The following is a 23,060-nucleotide window of genomic DNA, read 5'->3' as shown; positions in this document are numbered from 1 at the left end:
GATATGCGTGATACAAGGGCCAAACCTGCGACGGCGAGACCGCTGCCGAAGCCTCGGGAGGCTGGTAGAATCCGCGCCCCTCGCCCATGGGCGAGGGCCTGTGCCGACGCGGGGTCGGCGCGAATCCGCCGGGGCCGGGCGGTCCGGCTAGCAGCGCTGCCTGGCGCTGTCCAAGGAGCAGTCATCATGAACTATCGTCACGCTTACCACGCCGGCAACCATGCCGATGTCTTCAAGCACCTGGTGCTGGCGCGGATCTTCGCCCTGCTGGGGCGCAAGGACACGCCGTACGCCTACCTGGACAGCCATTCCGGGGTCGGCCTCTACGACTTGCAGGGTGACGAGGCCAGCCGCACCGGCGAGTGGGAGCAGGGCATCGCCCGCCTGTGGGAGCGCGAAGGCCTGCCCGAGCAACTGGACGATTACCTGGACGTGATCCGTCACCTGAACCCGGACGGCTCCCTGCGCTACTACCCGGGCTCGCCGGAACTGGCGCGGCGCCTGACCCGCGCCCAGGACCGCGTGCTGCTCAACGAACTGCATCCCGAGGACGGCCGCCTGCTCAAGGCCAACATGGCTGGCGAACGGCGGGTCGCCGTGCACCAGGGCGACGGTTGGCTGCTGCCGCGGGCGTTCCTGCCGGCGCCGGAAAAGCGCGCGGTGCTGCTGATCGATCCGCCGTTCGAGCAGGCCGACGAATTGCAGCGTTGTGTCGCTGCGCTCGACGAGGCGATCGGGCGGATGCGCCAGACGGTGGTGGTGATCTGGTATCCGATCAAGGACGAGCGCCAGCTCAAGCGTTTCTACCAGGCCCTGGAACGTAGCGTCGCGCCGAAGCTGCTGCGTGCCGAGCTGCACGTGCATCCGATCGACGACGCCGAGCGTTTCAACGGCTCCGGGCTGGCCATCGTCAATCCGCCGTGGCCGCTGGAGGACGAACTGCGCGACCTGCTGCCCTGGCTGGCCGAGGTCATGGCCCAGAGCCAGGGCGACTGGCGTCTCGACTGGCTGGTGGCGGAATAGTCGTCAGGCCGGCAGGCACACCCCGGTGCCGCCCAGGCCGCAGTAGCCGTTGGGGTTCTTCGCCAGGTACTGCTGGTGGTAGGCCTCGGCGTAGTAGAAGGGCGGGACGTCGGCGATCTCGGTGGTGATGCGGTCGTAGCCGGCTTTCGCCAGTTCGGCCTGGAAGCTCTCCCGGCTGGCCATGGCCGCGGCCTTCTGGGCCGCGTCGAAGGTGTAGATCACCGAGCGGTACTGGGTGCCGATGTCGCCGCCCTGGCGCATGCCCTGGGTCGGGTCGTGGGCTTCCCAGAATACCTTGAGCAACTGTTCGAAGCTGGTCTCCTGCGGGTTGTAGACCACCAGCACGACCTCGCTGTGGCCGGTCAGGCCGGAGCAGACTTCGTCGTAGGTCGGGTTCGGCGTGTAGCCGCCGGCATAACCCACCGCAGTCACCCAGACGCCCGGTTGCTGCCAGAGGCGACGCTCGGCGCCCCAGAAGCAGCCCATGCCGAACAGCACCTGTTGCAGGCCGGCGGGGAACGGCGCGGTCAGCGGGCGGCCATTGACGAAGTGCGCTTCGGGCACCGGCATGGCGCTTTCGCGACCCGGCAGGGCCTGGTCCGGCGTGGGCAGCTCGCTTTTCTTGGTGAGGATTTCAGAACGCAGAACCATGGCTCTCGTCTCCTGCTCAGGGGGTAGGCGAATGACTCGCGGATGAGCACAGAGAGTACAGCCTTTCCGCGCCGGCGGGGGAGGCCTGGGCGATCAGTGCAGGGTGCGGCAGGGATAGCGCAGCAGGCTGGTATTGAGCAGGTCGCTGGGGATCGGCCGGTCGAACAGGTAGCCCTGGCCGATGTCGCAGCGGTTGCGCCGGAGGAAGGCCAGTTGCTCGGCGCTCTCCACGCCTTCGGCGACTACCTTGAGCTTGAGGTTGTGGGCCATGGCGATCACCGCCGAGGTGATTTCCATGTCGTCCTGGCTGTCCGGGATGTCCTTGATGAAGCTGCGGTCGATCTTGATCACGTCGATGGGGAATTTCTTCAGGTAGCTCAGTGACGAGTAGCCGGTGCCGAAGTCGTCCATCGCCAGGGTCAGGCCGAGGCTCTTCAGGCGTTCGAGTTGCTGGCGGGTATCGTCGGTGGCGTCCAGCAGCAGGCTTTCGGTGAGCTCCAGTTCCAGCTGGCTGGCCGGAATGTTCTCTTCGTGGAGGATCGCCGCGATCGAGCCGACCAGGTCCGGGTCGGTGAACTGCTTGGGCGACAGGTTGATGGCGATCTGCAGCTCGCCCAGCCCGGCCTCGGCCAGCTCGCGGGCCTGGCGACAGGCTTCGCGGATCACCCACTTGCCGATCGGCACGATCAGCCCGGTTTCCTCGGCCACGCTGATGAAGCGGTCCGGGCGGATCATGCCTTTTTCCGGATGCTGCCAGCGCAGCAGGGCTTCCAGGCCGAGCAACTGGCCGCTGCGCAGGCACAGCTTGGGCTGGTAGTGCACCGCCAGTTCGTTCTGCGCCAGGGCGCGGCGCAGGTTGCTCTCGACGAACAGCTTGTAGCTGGCCTCGGCGGTCAGCGCCTCGGTGAACACCTGGACCTGGTGCTTGCCGTTGGCCTTGGCCTTGTGCAGCGCCAGGCCGGCGTACTTCATCAGGGTCTGCGGGTCGCAGCCGTGCTGCGGGGCGCTGGCCAGGCCGATGGAGCCGGTGATGTTGATCAACTGGTTGTCGACGAACAGCGGCTTGTCGAGCATGTGCAGGACCTGCGCGGCAATGCTTTCGCCCTTTTCCACCGCGGTGTCGTCGAGCAGCACGGCGAACTCGTTGCTGGCGAAGCGCGCCAGGGTGGCGCCGTCGCCGAGGCAACTGCGCAAGCGCCGGGCCAGGCTGACCAGCAGCTTGTCGCCGGTCTGGTGGCCGAGGCTGTCATTGATCCGCTTGAAGTTGTCGATGTCCACCAGCAGCAGGCTGAGCGGGCGGTCGCCGCTGCTTTCCAGGCGTTCCTCGAGGGCGCCGATGAAATAGTGCCGGTTGGCCAGGCCGGTGAGGTTGTCGCGGTAGGCGAGTTTCTCGATGTGCTGCTGGGCCAGCTTGTTCTGCGTGATGTCTTCGTAGATGCCGATGTAGTGGGTCAGCTCGCCGAGATCGTCGTAGACCTTCGACAGCGACAACTGGCCCCAGTAAGGCTCGTGGTTCTTGCGGCGGCTGCGGAACTCGCCCTGCCAGCTGTTCTGCTGGGTCAGCGCGGAACGCGCGTCGAACAGCAGCTCGCTGAGGTTCTCCAGCGCCGGAAGCTCGGACAGGCGTCGGTTACGCACTTCGTCGGCGCTGTACTGGGTGATCGAGGTGAAGCTCGGATTGACGTATTCCACCACGCCGTCGCGGTCGATCAGCAGGAAGGCGCTGGCGCTCTGTTCCACCGCGCGCTGGAACAGGTGCAGGGCGCTGGAGACATTGCGTCGCTCGTGGTTCATCAGGACCTGCGCGTACTGGTCGGCGAGTTCCCCGGCGAAGGCGATCTCGTCGCTCTGCCACATGCGGTTCTCGCCGGCGTGTTCCAGGCACAGCACGCCGACCACCTCGCCGCCGATGCGGATGGTGGCGTCGAGCAGGGCGTTGACGCCCAGCGGCTTCAGGTAGTCCTTGTAGAGTTCCTGGGTGCGTGGGTCGCGCTGGGCGTTGTGGGCGTCGATGGCGCGCCCGCTGTGTACCGCCTCGAGGTAGGCGGGGTAGCGGCTGGCGTCGATGCTCTGGGGCTTCTCGTACTGGTCGAGGTCGCGGCGGTAGACGGTCACCGCTTCCAGGCGCTGGTCGTCGAGCAGGCGCCAGATGCCGGCGCGCGCGGTGCCGTAGGCTTCGCAGGCGGCCTGGGTGATCAGTTGCGCGGCTTCCAGCAGCGGGTCGCTGGACAGGTAGCGATGGCGGGCCAGGCGGACGATCAGGTTCTGCTGGGTGCGCGAGCGCAGCAGGTGTTGCAGGTGGTCGTCCTGGGAGCGCTGGTAGAGGTCCAGGGACGCCTTCAGGCGCAGGTTCTGCGATTCCAGGTCGAGCAACTGTTCGCTGCGCTCGGCGCTCTCCGTTCGCTCCTCGACCATCAGGTAGCCGTGCAGCAACTGGCGGCCATGCTGCTGGAAGGCTTCGCCGAACTCCAGCATGGTCAGCAAGCCGTTGGGTGTGTGCAGCTTGTAGCTCACCTGGTAGTGCGGGCGCTTCACCAGTTGCTGCTGGATCTGCTCGTGCAGGCGGTGGCGGGCCTCGGGTTCCATCAGGCTGGCGTAAGGCGCATCGAGCAGTGCGCAGAGGGTAGTCGCCGGCAGCCCGAGCTGGCGCTCGCAGGCAGGATCGAGGAACAGCAGTGCCCAGCTCGGCTCGTTCAGCCGCTCGAAACGCAGCAGCCCGAGCCGCGACGGCACGGGTAGCTGCGTGACAACCTCGGCCGCCGAACGGCTGGCGGCATCGGGATGACTTTTCATGCGAGGCTGATTCCAGGTACTGAGCGAGGGGGAGGCCTCGACCCGTTTCGATGGGGTGCAGGCAAAGGGTGCATTATGCCGATTGGTCTGACAAGTAACTCTGTATCGGCCCGGCAGGGCCCAAGTTAAGCGTATCCGGGAAAAAACCGCTGGACGGTCGGAGGTCTGCGGCGCCGCTGGAAAAGCCCTGTTTTTCGTAGGGTTGGCTTCGCCGGGAGGGTTGGCGTCGAGCGCCTGTCATCGTGCGCGTCGAACTCGCGCCTGCGGGTCCTGTGGCATTCGCTGGCGGTACGACGGGACGCAGTTTCGCCGAGCCGTCAGGCGGGCAAAAAAAGCCCCACCATCCGGTGGGGCCGAGAGACGAGCGTGGCATGCTCGCGAGAGGGGCTGGCCGCTCCGTGGGGAGCGGCGCAGGTATTACAGGAGCAGGGTGCGGATGTCCGCCAGCAGCTCGCCCAGGCGCTTGGTGAAGCGCGCCGCGGCGGCGCCGTTGATCACGCGATGGTCGTAGGACAGCGACAGCGGCAGCATCAGGCGCGGCTGGAAGGCCTTGCCGTCCCATACCGGCTGCATGGTCGCCTTGGACACACCGAGGATCGCCACTTCCGGCGCGTTGACGATCGGCGTGAAGCCGGTGCCGCCGATGTGGCCGAGACTGGAGATGGTGAAGCAGGCGCCCTGCATGGCATCGGCCGAGAGCTTCTTGTTGCGGGCCTTGTCGGCCAGCTCGGCGGCCTCGGCGGCCAGTTGCAGGAGGCTCTTCCGGTCGACATCGCGGATCACCGGGACCAGCAGGCCGTCCGGAGTGTCCACGGCGAAGCCGATGTGTACGTACTTCTTGCGAATCAGCGCCTTGCCGCTGGGGGCCAGCGAACTGTTGAAGTCCGGCAGTTCCTTGAGCAGGTGGGCGCAGGCCTTGAGCAGGATCGGCAGTACGGTCAGCTTGACCCCGGCCTTCTCCGCCGCGGCCTTCTGGGCAACGCGGAAGGCTTCCATGTCGGTGATGTCCGACTGGTCGAACTGGGTCACGTGCGGCACGTTCAGCCAGCTGCGATGCAGGTTGGCGGCGCCGACCTGCATCAGGCGGGTCATCGCCACTTCTTCCACTTCGCCGAACTTGCTGAAGTCGACTTCCGGGATCGGCGGGATGCCGGCTCCGCCGGTGGCGCCGGCACCGCCGGACTTGGCGCGCTGCAGTTGCTCCTTGACGAAGACCTGGACGTCTTCCTTGAGGATGCGGCCCTTGGGACCGCTGGCTTTCACTTCGCTCAGCTCGACGCCGAACTCGCGCGCCAGCATGCGCACCGCCGGGCCGGCGTGGACCTTGGCGCCATCGCGGCTGGGTGCGCCGACCGGAGCCGGGGTATCGGCCTTGGCTGGCGCAGGGGCCGCCGCGGCGGGCTTCTGCTCGGCGGCGGGCGCCGCGGACTGGGCCGGAGCGGCTGCCGGTTGCTCTTCGGCTGCCGGAGCGGCGCCTTCCACCTTCAGCTTGAGGATCAGGTCGCCGGTGCCGACTTCGTCACCGACCTTGATCGAGACGCTTTCCACCACGCCGGAGGCCGGCGAAGGGATCTCCATGCTGGCCTTGTCGGATTCCAGGGTGATCAGCGACTGGTCGGCCTCGACCGTGTCGCCGGCCTTGACCATCACTTCGATGACGTTGGCCTTGCCGGCCGAGCCGATGTCCGGGACCTTGATGTCCTGGACACTGGCTGCGGCGGGGGCGGCCGGCTTGCTCTCGCTCGGGGCGGGAGCAGGCGCTTCGGCTTTCGGCGCTTCCGGTTGGGCGGGCGCTGCCTCGGCCTTGGCTTCGGCAGGCTGTTCGCCGCCTTCCACTTCCAGCTCGAGGATTTCGTCACCTTCTTTCAAGGTGTCGCCGACCTTCGCCTTGATGCTTTTCACTACCCCGGCCTTGGGACTGGGGATTTCCATGCTGGCCTTGTCGGATTCCAGGGTCAGCAGGCTCTGATCGGCCTCGACCTTGTCGCCGGGCTTGACCAGCAGCTCGATGACTTCACCCTCACCGTTGCCGATGTCGGGTACGCGAATGAGTTCGCTCACATTCCTCTCCTTTTACGTGCCACCACCGCTGTGCGGCGCGCAAAACAAAGACTTTTGGTCCTTGGTTCGTTGTGAGCCGGCGCCGCCCGTTGGCGGCGCCGGCGTGCTCGAAACCCCTCGCTGCCGAGGGGAGTATGGAGCGAATTAGCAATCCAGCGGGTTGCGCTTCTCCGGATCGATACCGTACTTGGCGATGGCCTCGGCCACCACTTTCGGCTCGATATCGCCGCGATCGGCCAGCGCTTCGAGCGCGGCCAGCACCACCCAGTGACGATCCACTTCGAAGAAGTTGCGCAGCTTCTTGCGGCTGTCGCTACGGCCGAAGCCGTCGGTGCCGAGCACCTTGTACTCCTTGGAGGGAACCCACTGGCGGATCTGCTCGGCATAGAGCTTCATGTAGTCGGTGGAGGCGATCACCGGGCCGCGACGGCCGCCCAGGCACTCCTCGACGTAGCTCTGCTTCGGCTTCTGGCCCGGATGCAGGCGGTTCCAGCGCTCGACGGCAAGGCCGTCGCGACGCAGTTCGTTGAAGCTCGGCACGCTCCAGACGTCGGCGCCGATGCCGAAGTCGTTGCGCAGCAGCTTGGCCGCTTCCTCGACTTCGCGCAGGATGGTGCCGGAGCCCAGCAGTTGCACGTGGTGAGCGGCTTCCTTCTTGTCCTCCTCGAGGAGGTACATGCCCTTGATGATGCCTTCCTCTGCGCCCTTCGGCATGGCCGGCTGGACGTAGTTCTCGTTCATCACGGTGATGTAGTAGAAGATGTCCTGCTGCTCTTCGATCATCTGCCGCGAGCCTTCGCGGATGATCACCGCCAGTTCGTAGGCGTAGGTCGGATCGTAGGTGCGGCAGTTCGGGATGGTCGAGGCCAGCAGGTGGCTGTGGCCGTCCTCGTGCTGCAGGCCTTCGCCGTTCAGCGTGGTGCGACCGGCGGTGCCGCCGATCAGGAAGCCGTGCGCGCGGCTGTCGCCGGCGGCCCAGGCCAGGTCGCCGATGCGCTGGAAGCCGAACATCGAATAGAAGATGTAGAACGGCAGCATCGGCTGATTGTGGGTGCTGTAGGAGGTACCGGCGGCAATCCAGCTGGACATGGCGCCGGCCTCGTTGATGCCTTCCTCGAGGATCTGGCCCTTCTTGTCCTCGCGGTAGAACATCACCTGGTCCTTGTCCACCGGCTCGTAGAGCTGGCCGACCGAGGAGTAGATGCCGAGCTGGCGGAACATGCCTTCCATGCCGAAGGTACGGGCCTCGTCCGGGACGATCGGGACGATGCGCGGGCCGAGTTCCTTGTCCTTGACCAGCTGCGAGATGATCCGCACGAAGGCCATGGTGGTGGAGATCTCGCGATCGCCGGAGCCGTCGAGCATGGCCTTCAGGGTTTCCAGCGGCGGAACCGGCACGCTCATGCTCTTCTGCCGGCGCACCGGCATGAAGCCGCCCAGCGCGGCGCGGCGCTCGGCCAGGTACTTGGCCTCGGCGCTGCCTTCTTCAGGCTTGTAGAACGGCAGCTTCTCCAGGTCGGCGTCCTTGACCGGGATGTCGAACTTGTCGCGGAACGCGCGCAGGCTGTCGACGTCGACCTTCTTCACGTTGTGCGCGATGTTCTTCGCTTCGCCGCTGCCGGTGCCGTAGCCCTTGATGGTCTTGGCCAGGATGACGGTCGGCTGGCCCTTGTGGTTGACCGCCTGGTGGTAGGCCGCATAGACCTTGTAGGGGTCGTGGCCGCCGCGGTTGAGCTTCCAGATTTCCTCGTCGGAAAGGTCCTTGACCATTTCCAGCAGTTCCGGACGCGCGCCGAAGAAGTGCTCGCGCACGTAGGCGCCGTCTTTCGCCTTGTAGTTCTGGTATTCGCCGTCGATGACCTCGTCCATGCGCTGCTGCAGCAGGCCGGCGGTGTCCTTGGCGAACAGCGGGTCCCAGAAGCGACCCCAGATGACCTTGTTGACGTTCCACTCGGCGCCGCGGAACACGCCTTCCAGTTCCTGGATGATCTTGGCGTTGCCGCGGACCGGGCCGTCGAGGCGCTGCAGGTTGCAGTTGATGACGAAGATCAGGTTGTCGAGTTTCTCGCGGCCGGCCAGGGAGATCGCGCCGAGGGATTCCGGCTCGTCGCACTCGCCGTCGCCCATGAAGCACCAGACCTTCTGCTTGCCGGCGGGGATGAAGCCGCGGCTTTCCAGGTACTTCATGAAGCGTGCCTGGTAGATCGCCTGGATCGGGCCAAGGCCCATGGATACGGTGGGGAACTGCCAGAAGTCCGGCATCAGCCAGGGGTGCGGATAGGAGGACAGGCCGTTGCCGTCCACTTCCTGGCGGAAGTTCTCCAGTTGTTCCTCGCTGATGCGGCCTTCGAGGAAGGCGCGGGCGTAGACGCCGGGGGACGCGTGGCCCTGGAAGAACACCAGGTCGCCGCCATGTTCGTCGGTGGGAGCCTGGAAGAAATAGTTGAAGCCGATGTCGTAGAGGGTCGCCGAGGAGGCGAAGGTGGAGATGTGGCCGCCCAGGTCCGGGTCGTGCTTGTTCGCCCGCATCACCATCGCCAGGGCGTTCCAGCGCACCAGGGAGCGGATCCGGCGCTCCATGAACAGGTCGCCGGGCATGCGTGCTTCGTGGGTTACCGGAATGGTGTTGCGGTAGGGCGTGGTGATCGCGTAGGGCAGTTGGGTGCCGCTACGGCTGGCCAGCTCGCCCATGCGGGTCATCAGGTAATGAGCGCGGTCTTCACCTTCGCGGTCGAGTACGGACTCCAGGGCGTCCAGCCATTCCTGGGTTTCGACGGGATCGAGGTCTTGCATGGCTTGCTCCAGGGCGGAAAGGCTTCCAGAATCGGATGCCATAGGTGAGCGGCCGGCCTCGTGGGCGACCGCAGCTAATTCTTGGATGTTCTCCGGGGGTGTACCCGGCGACTTGTAGTTTTACTACAGATCAGTCTGAGAAACAGCCCTCTGGATACAATTTTTAGTAGTAAAACTACATTTCGATTGTCGCTGTCAGGCTATAAGGCCCGATGTAGAGCCTTTTCGACGTTGTGCGTCGAGCCTGTGGTCTTCGGTCGGAAGCCCAAACAGGATAGACCATGAGCCTGCCTTCGCTGGCGAATCTGCCGGCCACCCTGCTGCCTGCCGCCGAACGCGCCGGGACTGCCCTCCGCTCCGCTGTCGCCGCCCTCGATGCCGCCGCCCTGGCCCGCCTGGAGGCCTGGCCCGAGGAGCGCCTGGAGGATTTCCGACGGGTCGCTGCGGCCAGCGATTTCGTCGCCGAGCAGGCAGTGCGCGACCCGGCGATGCTGCTGGATCTGGCCGAACGCGGCGAGCTGGAGAACCCCCACGCGCCCGGCGAATTGCGCAGCCAGTTGCAGGCGCGGCTGGAGGATTGCGCCGACGAGGACGAACTCGGTCGGCGCCTGCGACGTTTCCGCACACGCCAGCAACTGCGCATCATCTGGCGCGACCTGACCCGCCGCGCCGCGCTGGCGGAAACCTGTCGCGACCTGTCGGCCCTGGCCGACGCCTGCATCGACCTGGCTTGCGAGTGGCTCCATCGGCGCCAGTGCGAGCAGTTCGGCACGCCGATCGGCCGGCGCTCCGGCGAACCGCAGCGGATGGTGGTCCTCGGCATGGGCAAGCTGGGCGCGGTGGAGCTCAACCTGTCGTCGGACATCGACCTGATCTTCGGTTACCCGGAGGGCGGCGAGACCGAGGGGGCGAAGCGTTCGCTGGACAACCAGGAGTTCTTCACCCGCCTGGGGCAGAAGCTGATCAAGGCGCTGGATGCGATCACCGTCGACGGCTTCGTCTTCCGCGTCGACATGCGCCTGCGTCCCTACGGCTCCAGCGGACCGCTGGTCTACAGCTTCGCCGCGCTGGAGCAGTACTACCAGGACCAGGGGCGCGACTGGGAGCGCTACGCGATGATCAAGGCGCGGGTGGTCGGCGGCGACCAGCAGGCAGGCGAGCAACTGCTCGGCATGCTGCGGCCGTTCGTCTATCGGCGCTACCTGGACTTCTCCGCCATCGAGGCGCTGCGCACCATGAAGCAGCTGATCCAGCAGGAGGTCCGGCGCAAGGGGATGTCGGAAAACATCAAGCTGGGCGAAGGCGGTATCCGCGAGGTGGAGTTCATCGCCCAGGCCTTCCAGTTGATCCATGGCGGGCGCGACCTGAGCTTGCAGCAACGACCGCTGCTGAAGGTGCTGGCGACCCTGGAGGGGCAGGGCTACCTGCCGCCGGCGGTGGTCGAGGAGCTGCGCGGCGGCTACGAGTTCCTGCGCTACGCCGAGCATGCCATCCAGGCGCTGGCCGACCGGCAGACGCAAATGCTGCCCAGCGACGAATACGACCGCATCCGCGTGGCCTTCATCATGGGCTTCGCCAGTTGGGCCGCATTCCACGAGCGCCTGAGCCACTGGCGGGCGCGCATCGACTGGCACTTCCGCCAGGTGATCGCCGACCCGGACGAGGACGAAAGCGGCGAGGCGGCCTGCGGCAGCGTCGGCGCCGAGTGGATCCCGCTGTGGGAGGAGGCGCTGGACGAGGAGTCGGCCAGCCGGCAACTGGCCGACGCCGGCTTCGTCGATGCCGAGGCGGCCTGGAAGCGTCTCAGCGATCTGCGCCACGGCCCCCAGGTGCGAGCGATGCAGCGTCTCGGCCGGGAGCGCCTGGATGCCTTCGTTCCGCGCCTGCTGGCGATGACCGTGGAAAACCCCCAGCCGGACCTGGTGCTGGAGCGGGTCCTGCCGCTGGTGGAAGCGGTGGCGCGGCGTTCCGCCTACCTGGTGTTGCTGACCGAGAACCCTGGCGCGCTGGAGCGCCTGCTGACCCTCTGCGCGGCCAGCCCGATGGTTGCCGAGCAGATCGCGCGGTTCCCGATCCTGCTCGACGAACTGCTCAACGAGGGGCGCCTGTTCCGTCCTCCACAGGCCGCCGAGCTGGCCGCCGAGCTGCGCGAACGGCTGATGCGGATTCCCGAGGACGACCTCGAGCAGCAGATGGAGACCCTTCGTCACTTCAAGCTGGCCCACGGGCTGCGGGTGGCGGCCTCGGAGATCGCCGGCACGCTGCCGTTGATGAAGGTCAGCGACTACCTGACCTGGCTGGCCGAGGCGATCCTCGTCGAGGTCCTCGAACTGGCCTGGCGGCAGTTGGTGCAGCGTCACGGCCGGCCGTTGCGCGCCGACGGCACGCCGTGCGATCCGGACTTCGTCATCGTCGGCTACGGCAAGGTCGGCGGGCTGGAGTTCGGTCATGGCTCGGACCTCGACCTGGTGTTCATCCATGACGGCGACCCCCACTGCGAGACCGATGGCGGCAAATCCATCGATGGCGCGCAGTTCTTTACCCGCCTGGGGCAGAAGATCATCCATTTCCTCACCGCGCAGACGCCATCCGGCACCCTCTACGAGGTCGACATGCGCCTGCGTCCGAGCGGCGCGGCCGGCCTGCTGGTGAGTTCGCTGGGCGCCTTCCAGCGCTACCAGGAGCAGGAGGCCTGGACCTGGGAGCACCAGGCGTTGGTCCGCGCCCGGGTGCTGGCCGGTTGCCGGCGGGTGCAGGCGAGCTTCGAGGCGGTACGTGCCGAGGTGCTGGCGAGGCCGCGCGATCTCGACGCGTTGCGCACCGAAGTCAGCGAAATGCGCGCCAAGATGCGCGACAACCTGGGAACCCGCGCGACCGCCGCCGGTACCGCCTCGAATGCCTTCGAGGCCACGGCAGCCTTCGATCTCAAGCACGATGCCGGTGGTATCGTCGATATCGAATTTATGGTGCAATATGCGGTTCTAGCTTGGTCCGGAGAACACCCGGCGCTGCTCGAATTCACCGATAACATCCGCATTCTGGAAGGACTGGAACGGGCTGGCCTGATCGCCAGCGAGGACGTCCGTCTCCTGCAGGAGGCCTACAAGGCCTATCGCGCAGCCGCACACCGCCTGGCACTACAGAAGGAGGCCGGGGTCGTGAGCGGCGAGCACTTCCAGACGGAGCGGCGAGAAGTGATCAGGATCTGGCGCGAGCTGCGGCTCGGCTGATCCACTCAGGCACGTAACGCAAGTACGTAACGAATATCTGAAGGAGCTGGCAACTATGTCGATGGCCGATCGTGATGGCGTGATCTGGTATGACGGTGAACTGGTGCAGTGGCGCGATGCGACCACGCACGTGCTGACCCATACCCTGCACTATGGAATGGGCGTGTTCGAGGGCGTGCGCGCCTACGACACCCCGCAGGGCACGGCGATCTTCCGCCTGCAGGCGCACACTGACCGGCTGTTCGACTCCGCGCACATCATGAACATGCAGATCCCGTACAGCCGCGACGAGATCAACGAGGCGACCCGCGCCGCCGTGCGCGAGAACAACCTGGAAAGCGCCTATATCCGCCCGATGGTGTTCTACGGAAGCGAAGGCATGGGCCTGCGCGCCAGCGGCCTGAAGGTCCATGTGATCATCGCCGCCTGGAGCTGGGGCGCCTACATGGGCGAGGAAGCCCTGCAGCAAGGCATCAAGGTGCGCACCAGTTCCTTCACCCGCCACCACGTCAACATCTCGATGACCCGCGCCAAGTCCAACGGTGCCTACATCAACTCGATGCTGGCCCTCCAGGAGGCGATCTCCGGCGGCGCCGACGAGGCCATGATGCTCGATCCGGAAGGCTATGTGGCCGAAGGCTCCGGCGAGAACATCTTCATCATCAAGGATGGCGTGATCTACACCCCGGAAGTCACCGCCTGCCTGAACGGCATCACTCGTAACACTATCCTGACCCTGGCCGCCGAACACGGTTTTAAACTGGTCGAGAAGCGCATCACCCGCGACGAGGTGTACATCGCCGACGAGGCCTTCTTCACCGGCACTGCCGCGGAAGTCACGCCGATCCGCGAAGTGGACGGTCGCAAGATCGGCGCCGGCCGCCGTGGCCCGGTCACCGAAAAGCTGCAGAAAGCCTATTTCGACCTGGTCAGCGGCAAGACCGAGGCCCACGCCGAGTGGCGTACCCTGGTCAAGTAAGCACCGAAGAAGGGTGTGACAGGGAGGCGAAAGCCTCCCTGATCATTTCCGGAGCCTGAATGAGAATTCTGATCGTAGGTCCCTCCTGGGTGGGGGATATGGTGATGGCGCAGACCCTGTTCCAGTGTCTGCGCCAGCGGCATCCCGAGTGCGTGATCGACGTGCTGGCGCCCGAGTGGAGCCGACCGATCCTCGAGCGCATGCCCGAGGTGCGCCAGGCCCTGAGCTTCCCGCTCGGCCACGGGGTGATGGACGTCGCCACCCGGCGCCGGATCGGACGCGGCCTGCGCGGTCAGTACGAGCAGGCGATCCTGCTGCCCAACTCGCTGAAGTCGGCGCTGGTGCCCTGGTTCGCCGGAATACCGAAGCGCACCGGCTGGCGCGGCGAGATGCGCTACGGGCTGCTCAATGACATCCGCAAGCTCGACAAGCAGCGCTATCCGCTGATGATCGAACGCTTCATGGCCCTGGCCTTCGAGCCGGGCGTGGAGTTGCCGAAGCCCTATCCGCAGCCGCGCCTGCGGATCGACGACGGCAGCCGCCAGGCGGCGCTCGACAAGTTCGCCCTGAGCCTGGACCGCCCGGTGCTGGCGCTCTGTCCCGGCGCCGAGTTCGGCGAGGCCAAGCGCTGGCCGGCGGAACACTACGCCGCGGTCGCCGAGGCGAAGATCCGTGCCGGCTGGCAGGTCTGGCTGTTCGGCTCGAAGAACGACCATCCCGGTGGAGAGGAGATTCGCCAGCGCCTGATTCCGGGGTTGCGCGAGGAGTCCTTCAATCTTGCCGGGGAGACTTCGCTGGCCGAGGCCATCGACCTGATGTCCTGCGCTGGCGCGGTGGTGTCCAACGATTCCGGCCTGATGCACGTGGCGGCCGCGCTGGATCGCCCGCTGGTGGGCGTCTATGGCTCCACCTCGCCGCAGTTCACCCCGCCGCTGGCGGACCGGGTGGAGATCGTCCGCCTCGGTCTCGAGTGCAGCCCGTGCTTCGAGCGCACCTGTCGCTTCGGCCACTACAATTGCCTCCGCGAGCTGCCGCCTGGCCTGGTATTGCAAGCCCTGGAGCGGCTGGTCGGCGACCCTGCCGAGGTCGCCGGATGAGGGTACTGCTGGTCAAGACCTCGTCCCTCGGCGACGTGATCCACACCCTGCCGGCGCTTACCGACGCCGCCCGGGCGATTCCCGGCATCCAGTTCGACTGGGTGGTGGAGGAAGGTTTCGCCGAGATTCCCGCCTGGCATCCGGCGGTGGCGCGGGTGATCCCGGTGGCGATCCGGCGCTGGCGCAAGAATCTCTGGCAGACCCTGCGCAACGGCGAATGGCGGCGCTTCAAGCAGCGCCTGAAGGAAGTCGACTATGACCTGGTGATCGACGCCCAGGGGCTGCTGAAGAGTGCCTGGCTGACCCGCTACGTGGGCAAGACGCCGGTCGCCGGTCTCGATCGTGACTCGGCGCGCGAGCCGCTCGCCAGCCGCTTCTATCGCCGTGCCTATCCGGTCGCCTGGGGACAGCATGCGGTGGAGCGCACGCGCCAGTTGTTCGCCCAGGCGCTGGACTACCCGTTGCCCGAGTCGGTCGGTGACTATGGCCTGGACCGCGAGCAGTTGGCCGACGCCGACCCTGGCGCGCCGTACCTGGTGTTCCTGCACGGTACTACCTGGGTCACCAAGCATTGGCCGGAAGCCTACTGGCGCGAACTGGCCGAGCGCATGTGCGAGCGCGGCTGGTCGGTGCGCCTGCCCTGGGGCAGCACCGCCGAGCGGGAGCGGGCCGGGCGCCTGGCAGCGGGGTTGGAAAATGCCGCGGTACTCCCCAGATTATCCCTGGCCGGCATGGCCAAGGTGCTTGCCGGCGCGCGCGCCTGCGTGGCGGTGGATACCGGCCTCGGTCACCTGGCGGCGGCGCTGGACGTGCCGACGCTGTCGCTGTTCGGCCCGACCAATCCTGGCTTCACCGGCGCCTACGGGCGCTCCCAGGTCCACCTGGGCAGCGACTTCCCCTGTGCGCCGTGCCTGAAGAAGACCTGTACCTACCAGCCGACCGAAGAGGACCGCAAACTGTTCGATCTCAAGCGTGAGCAGCCGCTGTGCTTCACCCGGCTGAATCCCCAGCGCGTGGCCACCCAGCTGGAGGCCATGCTGCTGGCCCCGGAGACCCTCCGATGACCCTGGCGTTCATCCTCTACAAATACTTCCCCTTCGGCGGCCTGCAGCGCGACTTCATGCGCATCGCCCTGGAATGCCAGCGGCGCGGGCACGACATCCGCGTCTATACCCTGATCTGGGAGGGCGACGTGCCGGACGGCTTCGAAGTGCTGGTGGCCCCGGTGCGCTCGATCTTCAACCACCGGCGCAACGAGAAGTTCACCGCGTGGGTCCGCGCCGACCTGGCCAGGCGCCCGGTGCAGCGGGTGATCGGCTTCAACAAGATGCCCGGACTGGATGTCTACTACGCCGCCGACGCCTGTTTCGAGGAAAAGGCCCAGACCTTGCGCAACCCGCTGTACCGCCAGTGGGGCCGCTACCGCCACTTCGCCGGCTACGAACGGGCAGTGTTCGACCCGGCCTCGAAGACCGAGATCCTGATGATCTCCGAGGTGCAGCAGCCGCTCTTCGTCAAGCACTACGGCACCCAGGCCGAGCGTTTCCATCTGCTGCCGCCGGGGATCAGCCAGGATCGCCGGGCGCCGGCCAACGCCGCGGACGTGCGTGCGGAATTCCGCCGCGAGTTCGGCCTGGAGGAGGACGACCTGCTGCTGGTGCAGATTGGCTCCGGCTTCAAGACCAAGGGCCTGGATCGCAGCCTGAAGGCGCTGGCCGCGCTGCCCAAGGCGTTGCGCAGGCGTACCCGGCTGATCGCCATCGGCCAGGACGATCCCAAGCCGTTCCTGCTACAGATCGCCGCCCTCGGTCTCAACGACCAGGTACAGATCCTCAAGGGTCGCAGCGATATCCCGCGCTTCCTGCTCGGCGCCGACCTGCTGATCCACCCGGCCTACAACGAGAACACCGGTACGGTGCTGCTGGAGGCGCTGGTCTCCGGCCTGCCGGTGTTGGTGACCGATGTCTGCGGCTATGCCCACTACATCGCCGAGGCCGACGCCGGGCGGGTGCTGCCGAGTCCGTTCGAGCAGGACAGTCTCAACCGCCTGCTCGCGGAAATGCTGGAGGACGCTCCGGCGCGCGCCGCCTGGTCGCGCAATGGCCTGGCCTACGCCGATCACGCCGACCTCTACAGCATGCCGCAGCGCGCCGCCGACCTGATCCTCGGGGAGGCCTCATGAGGCTGGTGCTGGAAGAGCCGTTCAAGCGCCTGTGGAGCGGGCGCGACCCGTTCGAGGCGGTGGAGGCGCTGCAAGGCAAGGTCTACCGCGAACTGGAGGGGCGCCGCACCCTGCGCACCGAGGTCGACGGGCGCGGCTACTTCGTCAAGATCCACCGTGGCATCGGCTGGGGCGAGATCGCCAAGAACCTGCTCACCGCCAAGCTCCCGGTGCTCGGCGCGCGCCAGGAGTGGCAGGCCATCCGGCGCCTGCACGAGGCCGGCGTAGCGACCATGACCGCGGTCGCCTACGGCGAGCGCGGCAGCGATCCGGCGCGGCAGCATTCCTTCATCGTCACCGAGGAACTGGCGCCGACCGTGGACCTCGAGGTGTTCTCCCAGGACTGGCGCGAACGTCCTCCACCGCCGCGGCTCAAGCGCGCGCTGGTCGAGGCGGTGGCGCGGATGGTCGGCGACATGCACCGTGCCGGAGTCAACCATCGCGACTGCTACATCTGTCATTTCCTGTTGCACACCGACAAGCCGGTGAGCGCGGACGATTTCCGCCTCTCGGTGATCGACCTGCACCGTGCCCAGACCCGCGACGCCACGCCGAAACGCTGGCGTAACAAGGATCTGGCGGCATTGTATTTCTCTGCGCTGGACATCGGACTGACGCGTCGCGACAAGCTACGCTTCCTGCGCACCTATTTCCGCCGGCCGTTGCGCGAGATACTGCGCGACGAGGCCGGCCTGCTGGCCTGGATGGAACGCAAGGCGGAAAAACTCTACGAACGCAAGCAGCGTTACGGAGACCTGCTCTGATGGCGGGGTGGACCCTCGAACCCAATTACCGTCACCTGGCCGCCGACTTCGGTAGCCTCGATAGTGTGTTCGCCCTGGAGGGCGAGCGCCTGACCCGCGACCCGTTGTCCGAAGTCATCCGCATCGAGCGCGACGGCGTGCGTTACTACGTCAAGCGCTACCGCAGCGCCGGCAAGGGCCTGCGCCGCTACCTGGCGCGACCGCGGATCAAGGCCGAGTGGCAGAACCTCAAGCGCTTCGAGAAGTGGGGCATTCCCACCGCCGAAGTGGTCGCCTGGGGGCTGGAGCGCAAGGCCGGCGCCTTCCAGCGCGGCGCCATGATCACCCGCGAACTGCCGGGCACCGAGGACTTGTCGGTACTCGCCTGCAACCGGGATCCGCGCCTGAAGGACCCGCGCTGGGTGGACGGCGTCAGCCGGCAGATCGCCAAGGCTACGCGCCTGATGCACGACCAGCATTTCACCCATAACGACCTGAAGTGGCGCAACCTGCTGGTGGACGCCCAGCCGCTGGTGTATTTCATCGACTGCCCGAACGGCGCGTTCTGGTGGAGCTTCATGCTGCGCTACCGGATCACCAAGGACCTGGCCTGCCTGGACAAGGTGGCCAAGTACCACCTGTCGCGCACCCAGCGCCTGCGCTTCTACCTGCAATATCGCCGTCGCCGGCACCTGAACGAATCCGACAAGAAGCGTATTCGCCAGGTGGTGGCTTTCTTCGAGGGGCGCGAATGAGCGTTTTCATCGCCGCGCAGGACCACGACCTGCTCCAGCGCAACCGTCTGGACAGCTTCGACGCCCTGTGGGCCTTGCAGCTGGATGCCGTGGACGAACCGAATACCGAACGGGGTGGCTGGAGCAGCGTCTACCGCCTCGACCTGGGCGACTCCGCCTACTACCTGAAGCGCCAGAGCAACCACCTGACCCGCAGCCTGCGCCATCCGCTGGGCGAGCCGACCTTCGCCCGCGAGTTCCGCAACATCGAGCGCTACCGGGCGCTGGGCATTCCCGCCCTGCAGGCGGCGTTCTTCGCCCAGCAGGCGGTCGGCGGAGAGCGCCAGGCGATCCTCCTGACCCGTGCCCTGGACGGTTGGCAGGACCTGGACACCTGGCTGGCGTCCTGGCACGACCTGGCCGAAGAGCGGCGCCGGGCGATTCTCCGGGCGGTTGGCAGGCTGGCGCGCCAGCTGCACGCGGCCGGACAGATGCATGGTTGCTTCTATCCCAAGCATGTATTCCTCCGCGAGGGGGCCGATGGTGTCTTCGAGGCCTGCCTGATCGACCTGGAGAAGACCCGCCCGATCTGGTTCGGCCGCCGCGACCAGGTCAAGGACCTGGAGCCGATGCTGCGCCGTGCCCCGGACTGGAGCGAAGCGGACGTGCACGAATTCATCTCCGCCTATGTCGACGAACCCCTCGACTCGGCCGAGGTCGAGCAGTGGTATCGCCTTCTCGACCAGCGCCGCCGGCGCAAGGAGTCGCGCCGATGAGACTGGCCGAACTGCAAGCCGCCGGGCGCCACCCGCAACTGCCATTGCGGGTGACCCTGGCGGATGGCGCTGGCGCTGCCGAACTGCGCCTGGACAGTCTGCTGCGGGTGCTGCCCGGGCAGCGCTACGTCGGTGCCGGCGAATGGCGTGGGCGCAAGGTGCTGGCCAAGCTGCTGGTGGGCGGCAAGGCCGCACGGCATTTCCAGCGCGAACTGGAAGGGGCGCGTCTGCTCGCGGCCCAGGGGCTGACCACCCCGGCGCTGCTGGCCGACGGGCTGCAGCAGGGCGAGGGCGGCTGGCTGCTGTTCGACTACCTCGACGCGGCGCAGAGCCTCGGTGACGCCTGGCGTGCGGTGGAGGCCCAGGCGCCGCTGGGCGATGCCCAGCAAGCGGTGCTCGGCGAAGCCCTGGCAGCCATTGGCGAGCTGCATGCAAAGGGCCTCTGGCAGGACGACCTGCATCTGGACAACCTGTTGCGCCACGCCGGCCGCCTGTATCTCATCGACGGTGGCGGCGTGCGTGCGGAAACTCCCGGCCAGCCGCTGTCGCGACAGAAAGTGCTGGAAAACCTCGGGGTGTTCTTCGCCCAGTTGCCGGCGCTCCTCGATCCTTTCCTGGAGGAGTTGCTGGTGCACTACCTGCTGGCCAACGGCGAGCATGCGCTGCCGCTGGAAGCCTTGCAGAAGGAAATCGCCAAGGTTCGCCGCTGGCGGGTACGCGACCTGCTGAGGAAGGTCGGTCGCGACTGTAGCCTGTTCAGCGTCGTGCGCGGTCCGTTCCGCCTGTTCGCCGCCCGCCGCAGCGAGGCCGAGACGATGGCGCCGCTGCTGGCGGACGCGGACCGCCTGATCGCCGCCGGCCACGTCTACAAGGACGGCGGCGCGGCCACCGTCGCCCGGGTCGAAGCGAACGGCCGCACGCTGATCATCAAGCGCTACAACATCAAGGGCTGGGTCCATTGGCTGAAGCGCTTCTGGCGGCCGAGCCGGGCCTGGGCCTCCTGGCGCGAAGGCAACCGCCTGGAATTCCTCGGCATCGCCACCGCCCGTCCGCTGGCGATGCTGGAGCGGCGCTGGTGCTGGCTGCGCGGGCGCGCCTACCTGATTACCGATTATCTCGGCGGTCAGGATATAATCGCTCGTTTTAAGCCTTGCCTGGACATGCCCGATGGCGCCGTTTCGCCACCGGAAGCCGAGTTGGCGGCACTGGATCGGCTGTTTTCGACGCTGATCCGCGAACGCATCAGCCACGGCGACCTGAAGGGACACAACCTGTTCTGGCAGGCCCATGAACAAGGCGGCGAATGGGCGCTGATCGACCTGGACGCGATGCGCAAGCATCACAGCCAGGCGTCCTTTGCCCGCGCCTACGCCCGCGACCGCGCGCGCTTCCTGCGCAACTGGCCGCAGAACAGCGGCCTCTACCGGCTGCTGGAGCAACGGATTCCCCGCCTCGGCGACGCCGCCGGGGCTTGAACGACAAGCGACGACCACCGCCTGCGGCGGTCGACGAGTTAAACGAAAGCCGCGGTTGTCGGTCCCACTCCGCAATCGCGAGCTGCTTTGAAGAGGTTCTACCGTGGCATTGACCGTCCTAGGCCTGTCTGGCGCCGTAAGCCATGACCCGTCCGCCGCCCTGTACATCGAGGGCAAGCTGGTCGCGGCCGTCGAGGAAGAGCGCTTCGTGCGCGACAAGCACGCGAAGAACCGCATGCCCTACGAATCGGCGAAGTTCTGCCTGGAGCAGGCAGGGATCGAGCCGGCCGATGTCGACGTGGTGGCGATTCCCTTCGCTCCCATCAGCATCATGGAAAAGGCCCGCTGGCACTATGCCAAGCGCTACGCCTACGCGCCGGATCGCGCGCTGGATGCGATCCTGCTCGGCAACCGCCGCTACAAGCGTTACTACAAGCGCATCGAGTGGTGCCTGCAGCAACTCGGCTTCGACCTGAAGAAAATCAAGATCCAGCCGGTCGAGCACCACCTTGCCCATGCCTCCAGCGCCTACCATTGCTCGGGGTTCAAGGAAAAGACCGCGATCCTCGGCATCGACGGCAAGGGCGAGTACGCCACCACTTTCTTCGGCTGGGGCGAGAACGGTCGGATCCACAAGATCAAGGAGTTCTACGATCCGGATTCGCTGGGCGGCCTGTACGGCGCGATCACCGAGTACCTCGGCTTCGACATGCTCGACGGCGAGTTCAAGGTCATGGGCATGGCGCCCTACGGTGACGCCAGCAAGTACGATTTCTCCCGTCTCGCCAAGTTCGAGAACGGCGAACTGGTGATCAACACCGACTATGCCAACGTCATCGGCTTCCGCCGCTACAAGGAGAAAGGCAAGGGCTACTACTTCTCGCCCAAGCTGATCGAGTGGCTGGGGCCCAAGCGCGAAGGCGACATCGCCGACGATCCCTACATCCATTACGCCGCGAGCATCCAGGCGCTGTTCGAGAAGCTCGCGCTGGAGATGATGGACTACTACCTCGGCGATATCATCCGCGAGACCGGCAAGGTCGCTTTCGCCGGCGGCTGCGCGCTGAACGTCAAGCTCAACCAGAAGATCATCTCGCGTCCCGAAGTGAAGGAGCTGTTCGTCCAGCCGGCGGCCAGCGACGCCGGCACCGCGGTCGGCGCGGCGGCCTACGTGTCGCACCAGCGCGGCGTGCCGGTGGAGAAGATGGAGCACGTCTACCTCGGCCCGGAGTATTCCAACGAGGACGTCATCGCCGCCTGCGCCCGTCACGAGGCCAGGCCGCAGTGGCAGAAGATCGACAACCGCAGCCGGCGTATCGGCAGGATCCTTGCCGACGGCAACCCGGTGGCCTGGTTCCAGGGACGCATGGAGTTCGGTCCGCGTGCCCTCGGTGGCCGCTCCATTCTCGGCTGCCCGAGCGTGCCGGGCGTGGCCGACCGGATCAATGCGCAGATCAAGTTCCGCGAGCGCTGGCGACCCTTCTGCCCGTCGATGCTGGATACCGTCGGCCCGCAGATGTTCAAGATCGACCACCCGGCCCCGTTCATGACCTTCACCTTCGAAGTCAACGAAGAGTGGAAGGAGCGAGTGCCGGAAGTGGTGCACGAGGACGGCACCTCCCGCGCCCAGGTGCTGAAGCGCGAGTACAACCCGCGCTACTACGACCTGATGAAGGAACTGGAGAACCTCACCGGCAACGGCGTGGCCCTGAACACTTCGCTCAATCGTCGTGGCGAACCGATGATCTGCTCGCCGACCGACGCCCTGAACATGTTCTTCGGCTCCGATCTGCAGTACCTGATCATGGAGGACATCCTGGTGGTGAAGGAGGGCGTGGACTGGTATGACTCGGTCGGCTGAACCTCGCGTCCTGCAGTTCTGTCACGGCTACGACGGGCCTTTCCTCGACTGTGCCCGTCAGTACGCCAGCCTGTTCGCCGGAACCCCGTACAAGGTCACCACGGTGTTCCTCACCGGGCGTTCCGATCCTGAGGTGGCGGCGCGTTGCGCCTCCGACGAGGTACTGTTCCTCGAGTACGGCTCCAGGGACATCCGTGGCCTCAAGCTGAAGGCGATCCGCGACTTGCGCGAGATCGCCCGTTCGCGCGACTTCCGCTTCTGCATCGCGCACCGCTTCAAGCCGATCTGGATCGCCAGCCTGGCCACTCGTCTGCCGATCGTTGGCGTGCACCACGCCTTCGGCGATTACCAGCGGTTGTCGCGCAAGGTCTTCGCCGGCCTGATGAGCAAGCGCCTGAGCCTGCTGGCGGTGTCCGACGCGGTGCGCGACGATATCCGCCGTTGCCTGCCGAAGTGGCCGGCGGAGCGGATCGAGACGCTCTACAACCGCATCGACGTCGCTGCGCTGCAGACCGAGCAGGTCGAGCGCCTGAGTGCGCGCCGGCAACTGCGCCTGCCCGACGAGGCCTGGGTGGTCGGCAACGTCGGCCGCCTGCATCCGGACAAGGACCAGGCTACCCTGC

Annotated in this window: 16 protein-coding genes; 12 read left to right on the top strand and 4 right to left on the bottom strand. The window is 66.5% G+C overall.

Features of this window, described 5'->3' with window-relative positions; genetic code table 11:
• Positions 1-186: 186 nt before the first annotated feature.
• Entirely contained in the window at positions 187-1,023 is an 837-nt protein-coding gene (locus FFS27_RS01545) for a 23S rRNA (adenine(2030)-N(6))-methyltransferase RlmJ (protein ID WP_021263526.1), read from the top strand.
• 3 nt (positions 1,024-1,026) lie between these two features.
• On the opposite strand, the gene msrA is transcribed toward FFS27_RS01545, so the two are convergent.
• From msrA to aceE, 4 genes are all read right to left on the bottom strand, one after another.
• Positions 1,027-1,674, bottom strand: a complete 648-nt coding sequence (gene msrA / locus FFS27_RS01540; protein WP_003095789.1) for a peptide-methionine (S)-S-oxide reductase MsrA — start codon at positions 1,672-1,674, stop codon at positions 1,027-1,029.
• Positions 1,675-1,767: 93 nt separating this feature from the next.
• Positions 1,768-4,467, bottom strand: coding sequence for a phosphodiesterase DipA (dipA, locus tag FFS27_RS01535; RefSeq protein WP_021263527.1), 2,700 nt, complete (start codon positions 4,465-4,467; stop codon positions 1,768-1,770).
• Positions 4,468-4,884: 417 nt separating this feature from the next.
• Positions 4,885-6,528 (bottom strand): dihydrolipoyllysine-residue acetyltransferase, encoded by a 1,644-nt coding sequence (gene aceF, locus FFS27_RS01525; protein WP_015503765.1) that lies wholly within the window; start codon positions 6,526-6,528, stop codon positions 4,885-4,887.
• A 144-nt stretch (positions 6,529-6,672) separates the two neighbouring features.
• Positions 6,673-9,321, bottom strand: coding sequence for a pyruvate dehydrogenase (acetyl-transferring), homodimeric type (aceE, locus tag FFS27_RS01515; protein WP_003114556.1), 2,649 nt, complete (start codon positions 9,319-9,321; stop codon positions 6,673-6,675).
• A 281-nt stretch (positions 9,322-9,602) separates the two neighbouring features.
• Between aceE and glnE the strand changes: the two genes are divergently transcribed.
• The 11 genes from glnE to FFS27_RS01460 all read left to right on the top strand — a co-directional run.
• Positions 9,603-12,551, top strand: coding sequence for a bifunctional [glutamate--ammonia ligase]-adenylyl-L-tyrosine phosphorylase/[glutamate--ammonia-ligase] adenylyltransferase (gene glnE / locus FFS27_RS01510; protein WP_003109906.1), 2,949 nt, complete (start codon positions 9,603-9,605; stop codon positions 12,549-12,551).
• A 55-nt stretch (positions 12,552-12,606) separates the two neighbouring features.
• A complete protein-coding gene (ilvE, locus tag FFS27_RS01505; protein ID WP_003095783.1) occupies positions 12,607-13,530 on the top strand; it encodes a branched-chain-amino-acid transaminase in 924 nt (307 codons plus the stop codon).
• Between the two features lie 59 nt (positions 13,531-13,589).
• On the top strand, positions 13,590-14,627 hold the full coding sequence (waaF, locus tag FFS27_RS01500; protein WP_003109905.1) for a lipopolysaccharide heptosyltransferase II: 1,038 nt from the start codon (positions 13,590-13,592) through the stop codon (positions 14,625-14,627).
• On the top strand, positions 14,624-15,691 hold the full coding sequence (gene waaC / locus FFS27_RS01495; RefSeq protein WP_019485817.1) for a lipopolysaccharide heptosyltransferase I: 1,068 nt from the start codon (positions 14,624-14,626) through the stop codon (positions 15,689-15,691). The genes waaF and waaC overlap by 4 nt, the downstream gene beginning before the upstream one ends.
• Complete coding sequence (locus tag FFS27_RS01490; RefSeq protein ID WP_003135667.1) at positions 15,688-16,809, top strand: glycosyltransferase family 4 protein; 1,122 nt, start codon at positions 15,688-15,690, stop codon at positions 16,807-16,809. The genes waaC and FFS27_RS01490 overlap by 4 nt, the downstream gene beginning before the upstream one ends.
• The gene (rfaP, locus tag FFS27_RS01485) at positions 16,806-17,612 is read left to right on the top strand and encodes a lipopolysaccharide core heptose(I) kinase RfaP (protein ID WP_003095775.1); all 807 of its coding nucleotides are present in this window, start codon (positions 16,806-16,808) and stop codon (positions 17,610-17,612) included. The genes FFS27_RS01490 and rfaP overlap by 4 nt, the downstream gene beginning before the upstream one ends.
• Entirely contained in the window at positions 17,612-18,346 is a 735-nt protein-coding gene (locus tag FFS27_RS01480; protein WP_009314386.1) for a lipopolysaccharide kinase InaA family protein, read from the top strand. The genes rfaP and FFS27_RS01480 overlap by 1 nt, the downstream gene beginning before the upstream one ends.
• Positions 18,343-19,101 (top strand): lipopolysaccharide kinase InaA family protein, encoded by a 759-nt coding sequence (locus FFS27_RS01475; protein WP_003095770.1) that lies wholly within the window; start codon positions 18,343-18,345, stop codon positions 19,099-19,101. Before FFS27_RS01480 ends, FFS27_RS01475 begins: the two co-directional genes overlap by 4 nt.
• Positions 19,098-20,576 carry a lipopolysaccharide kinase InaA family protein gene (locus FFS27_RS01470; protein WP_023101640.1) on the top strand — a complete coding sequence of 493 codons (1,479 nt, stop codon included), beginning with the start codon at positions 19,098-19,100 and terminating at the stop codon, positions 20,574-20,576. The genes FFS27_RS01475 and FFS27_RS01470 overlap by 4 nt, the downstream gene beginning before the upstream one ends.
• A 103-nt stretch (positions 20,577-20,679) precedes the next feature.
• On the top strand, positions 20,680-22,437 hold the full coding sequence (locus tag FFS27_RS01465) for a carbamoyltransferase family protein (protein ID WP_021263529.1): 1,758 nt from the start codon (positions 20,680-20,682) through the stop codon (positions 22,435-22,437).
• Positions 22,421-23,060: glycosyltransferase (locus FFS27_RS01460; RefSeq protein WP_137951916.1), on the top strand; the 640-nt coding region annotated here is incomplete at its 3' end. The genes FFS27_RS01465 and FFS27_RS01460, both read left to right, overlap by 17 nt.

This window comes from Pseudomonas sp. 2VD, assembly GCF_005503585.1.
GTDB classification, from domain to species: domain Bacteria; phylum Pseudomonadota; class Gammaproteobacteria; order Pseudomonadales; family Pseudomonadaceae; genus Pseudomonas; species Pseudomonas aeruginosa.
The sequence above is the reverse complement of the archived record's forward strand: the minus strand, read 5'-3'. Positions and strand labels throughout refer to the sequence as shown.

Coding starts and splice junctions, on each gene's coding strand:
- FFS27_RS01545 (WP_021263526.1), top strand. CDS start 187: ATGAACTATCGTCACGCTTACCACGCCGGCAACCATGCCGATGTCTTC.
- msrA (WP_003095789.1), bottom strand. CDS start 1,674: ATGGTTCTGCGTTCTGAAATCCTCACCAAGAAAAGCGAGCTGCCCACG.
- dipA (WP_021263527.1), bottom strand. CDS start 4,467: ATGAAAAGTCATCCCGATGCCGCCAGCCGTTCGGCGGCCGAGGTTGTC.
- aceE (WP_003114556.1), bottom strand. CDS start 9,321: ATGCAAGACCTCGATCCCGTCGAAACCCAGGAATGGCTGGACGCCCTG.
- glnE (WP_003109906.1), top strand. CDS start 9,603: ATGAGCCTGCCTTCGCTGGCGAATCTGCCGGCCACCCTGCTGCCTGCC.
- ilvE (WP_003095783.1), top strand. CDS start 12,607: ATGTCGATGGCCGATCGTGATGGCGTGATCTGGTATGACGGTGAACTG.
- waaF (WP_003109905.1), top strand. CDS start 13,590: ATGAGAATTCTGATCGTAGGTCCCTCCTGGGTGGGGGATATGGTGATG.
- waaC (WP_019485817.1), top strand. CDS start 14,624: ATGAGGGTACTGCTGGTCAAGACCTCGTCCCTCGGCGACGTGATCCAC.
- FFS27_RS01490 (WP_003135667.1), top strand. CDS start 15,688: ATGACCCTGGCGTTCATCCTCTACAAATACTTCCCCTTCGGCGGCCTG.
- rfaP (WP_003095775.1), top strand. CDS start 16,806: ATGAGGCTGGTGCTGGAAGAGCCGTTCAAGCGCCTGTGGAGCGGGCGC.
- FFS27_RS01480 (WP_009314386.1), top strand. CDS start 17,612: ATGGCGGGGTGGACCCTCGAACCCAATTACCGTCACCTGGCCGCCGAC.
- FFS27_RS01475 (WP_003095770.1), top strand. CDS start 18,343: ATGAGCGTTTTCATCGCCGCGCAGGACCACGACCTGCTCCAGCGCAAC.
- FFS27_RS01470 (WP_023101640.1), top strand. CDS start 19,098: ATGAGACTGGCCGAACTGCAAGCCGCCGGGCGCCACCCGCAACTGCCA.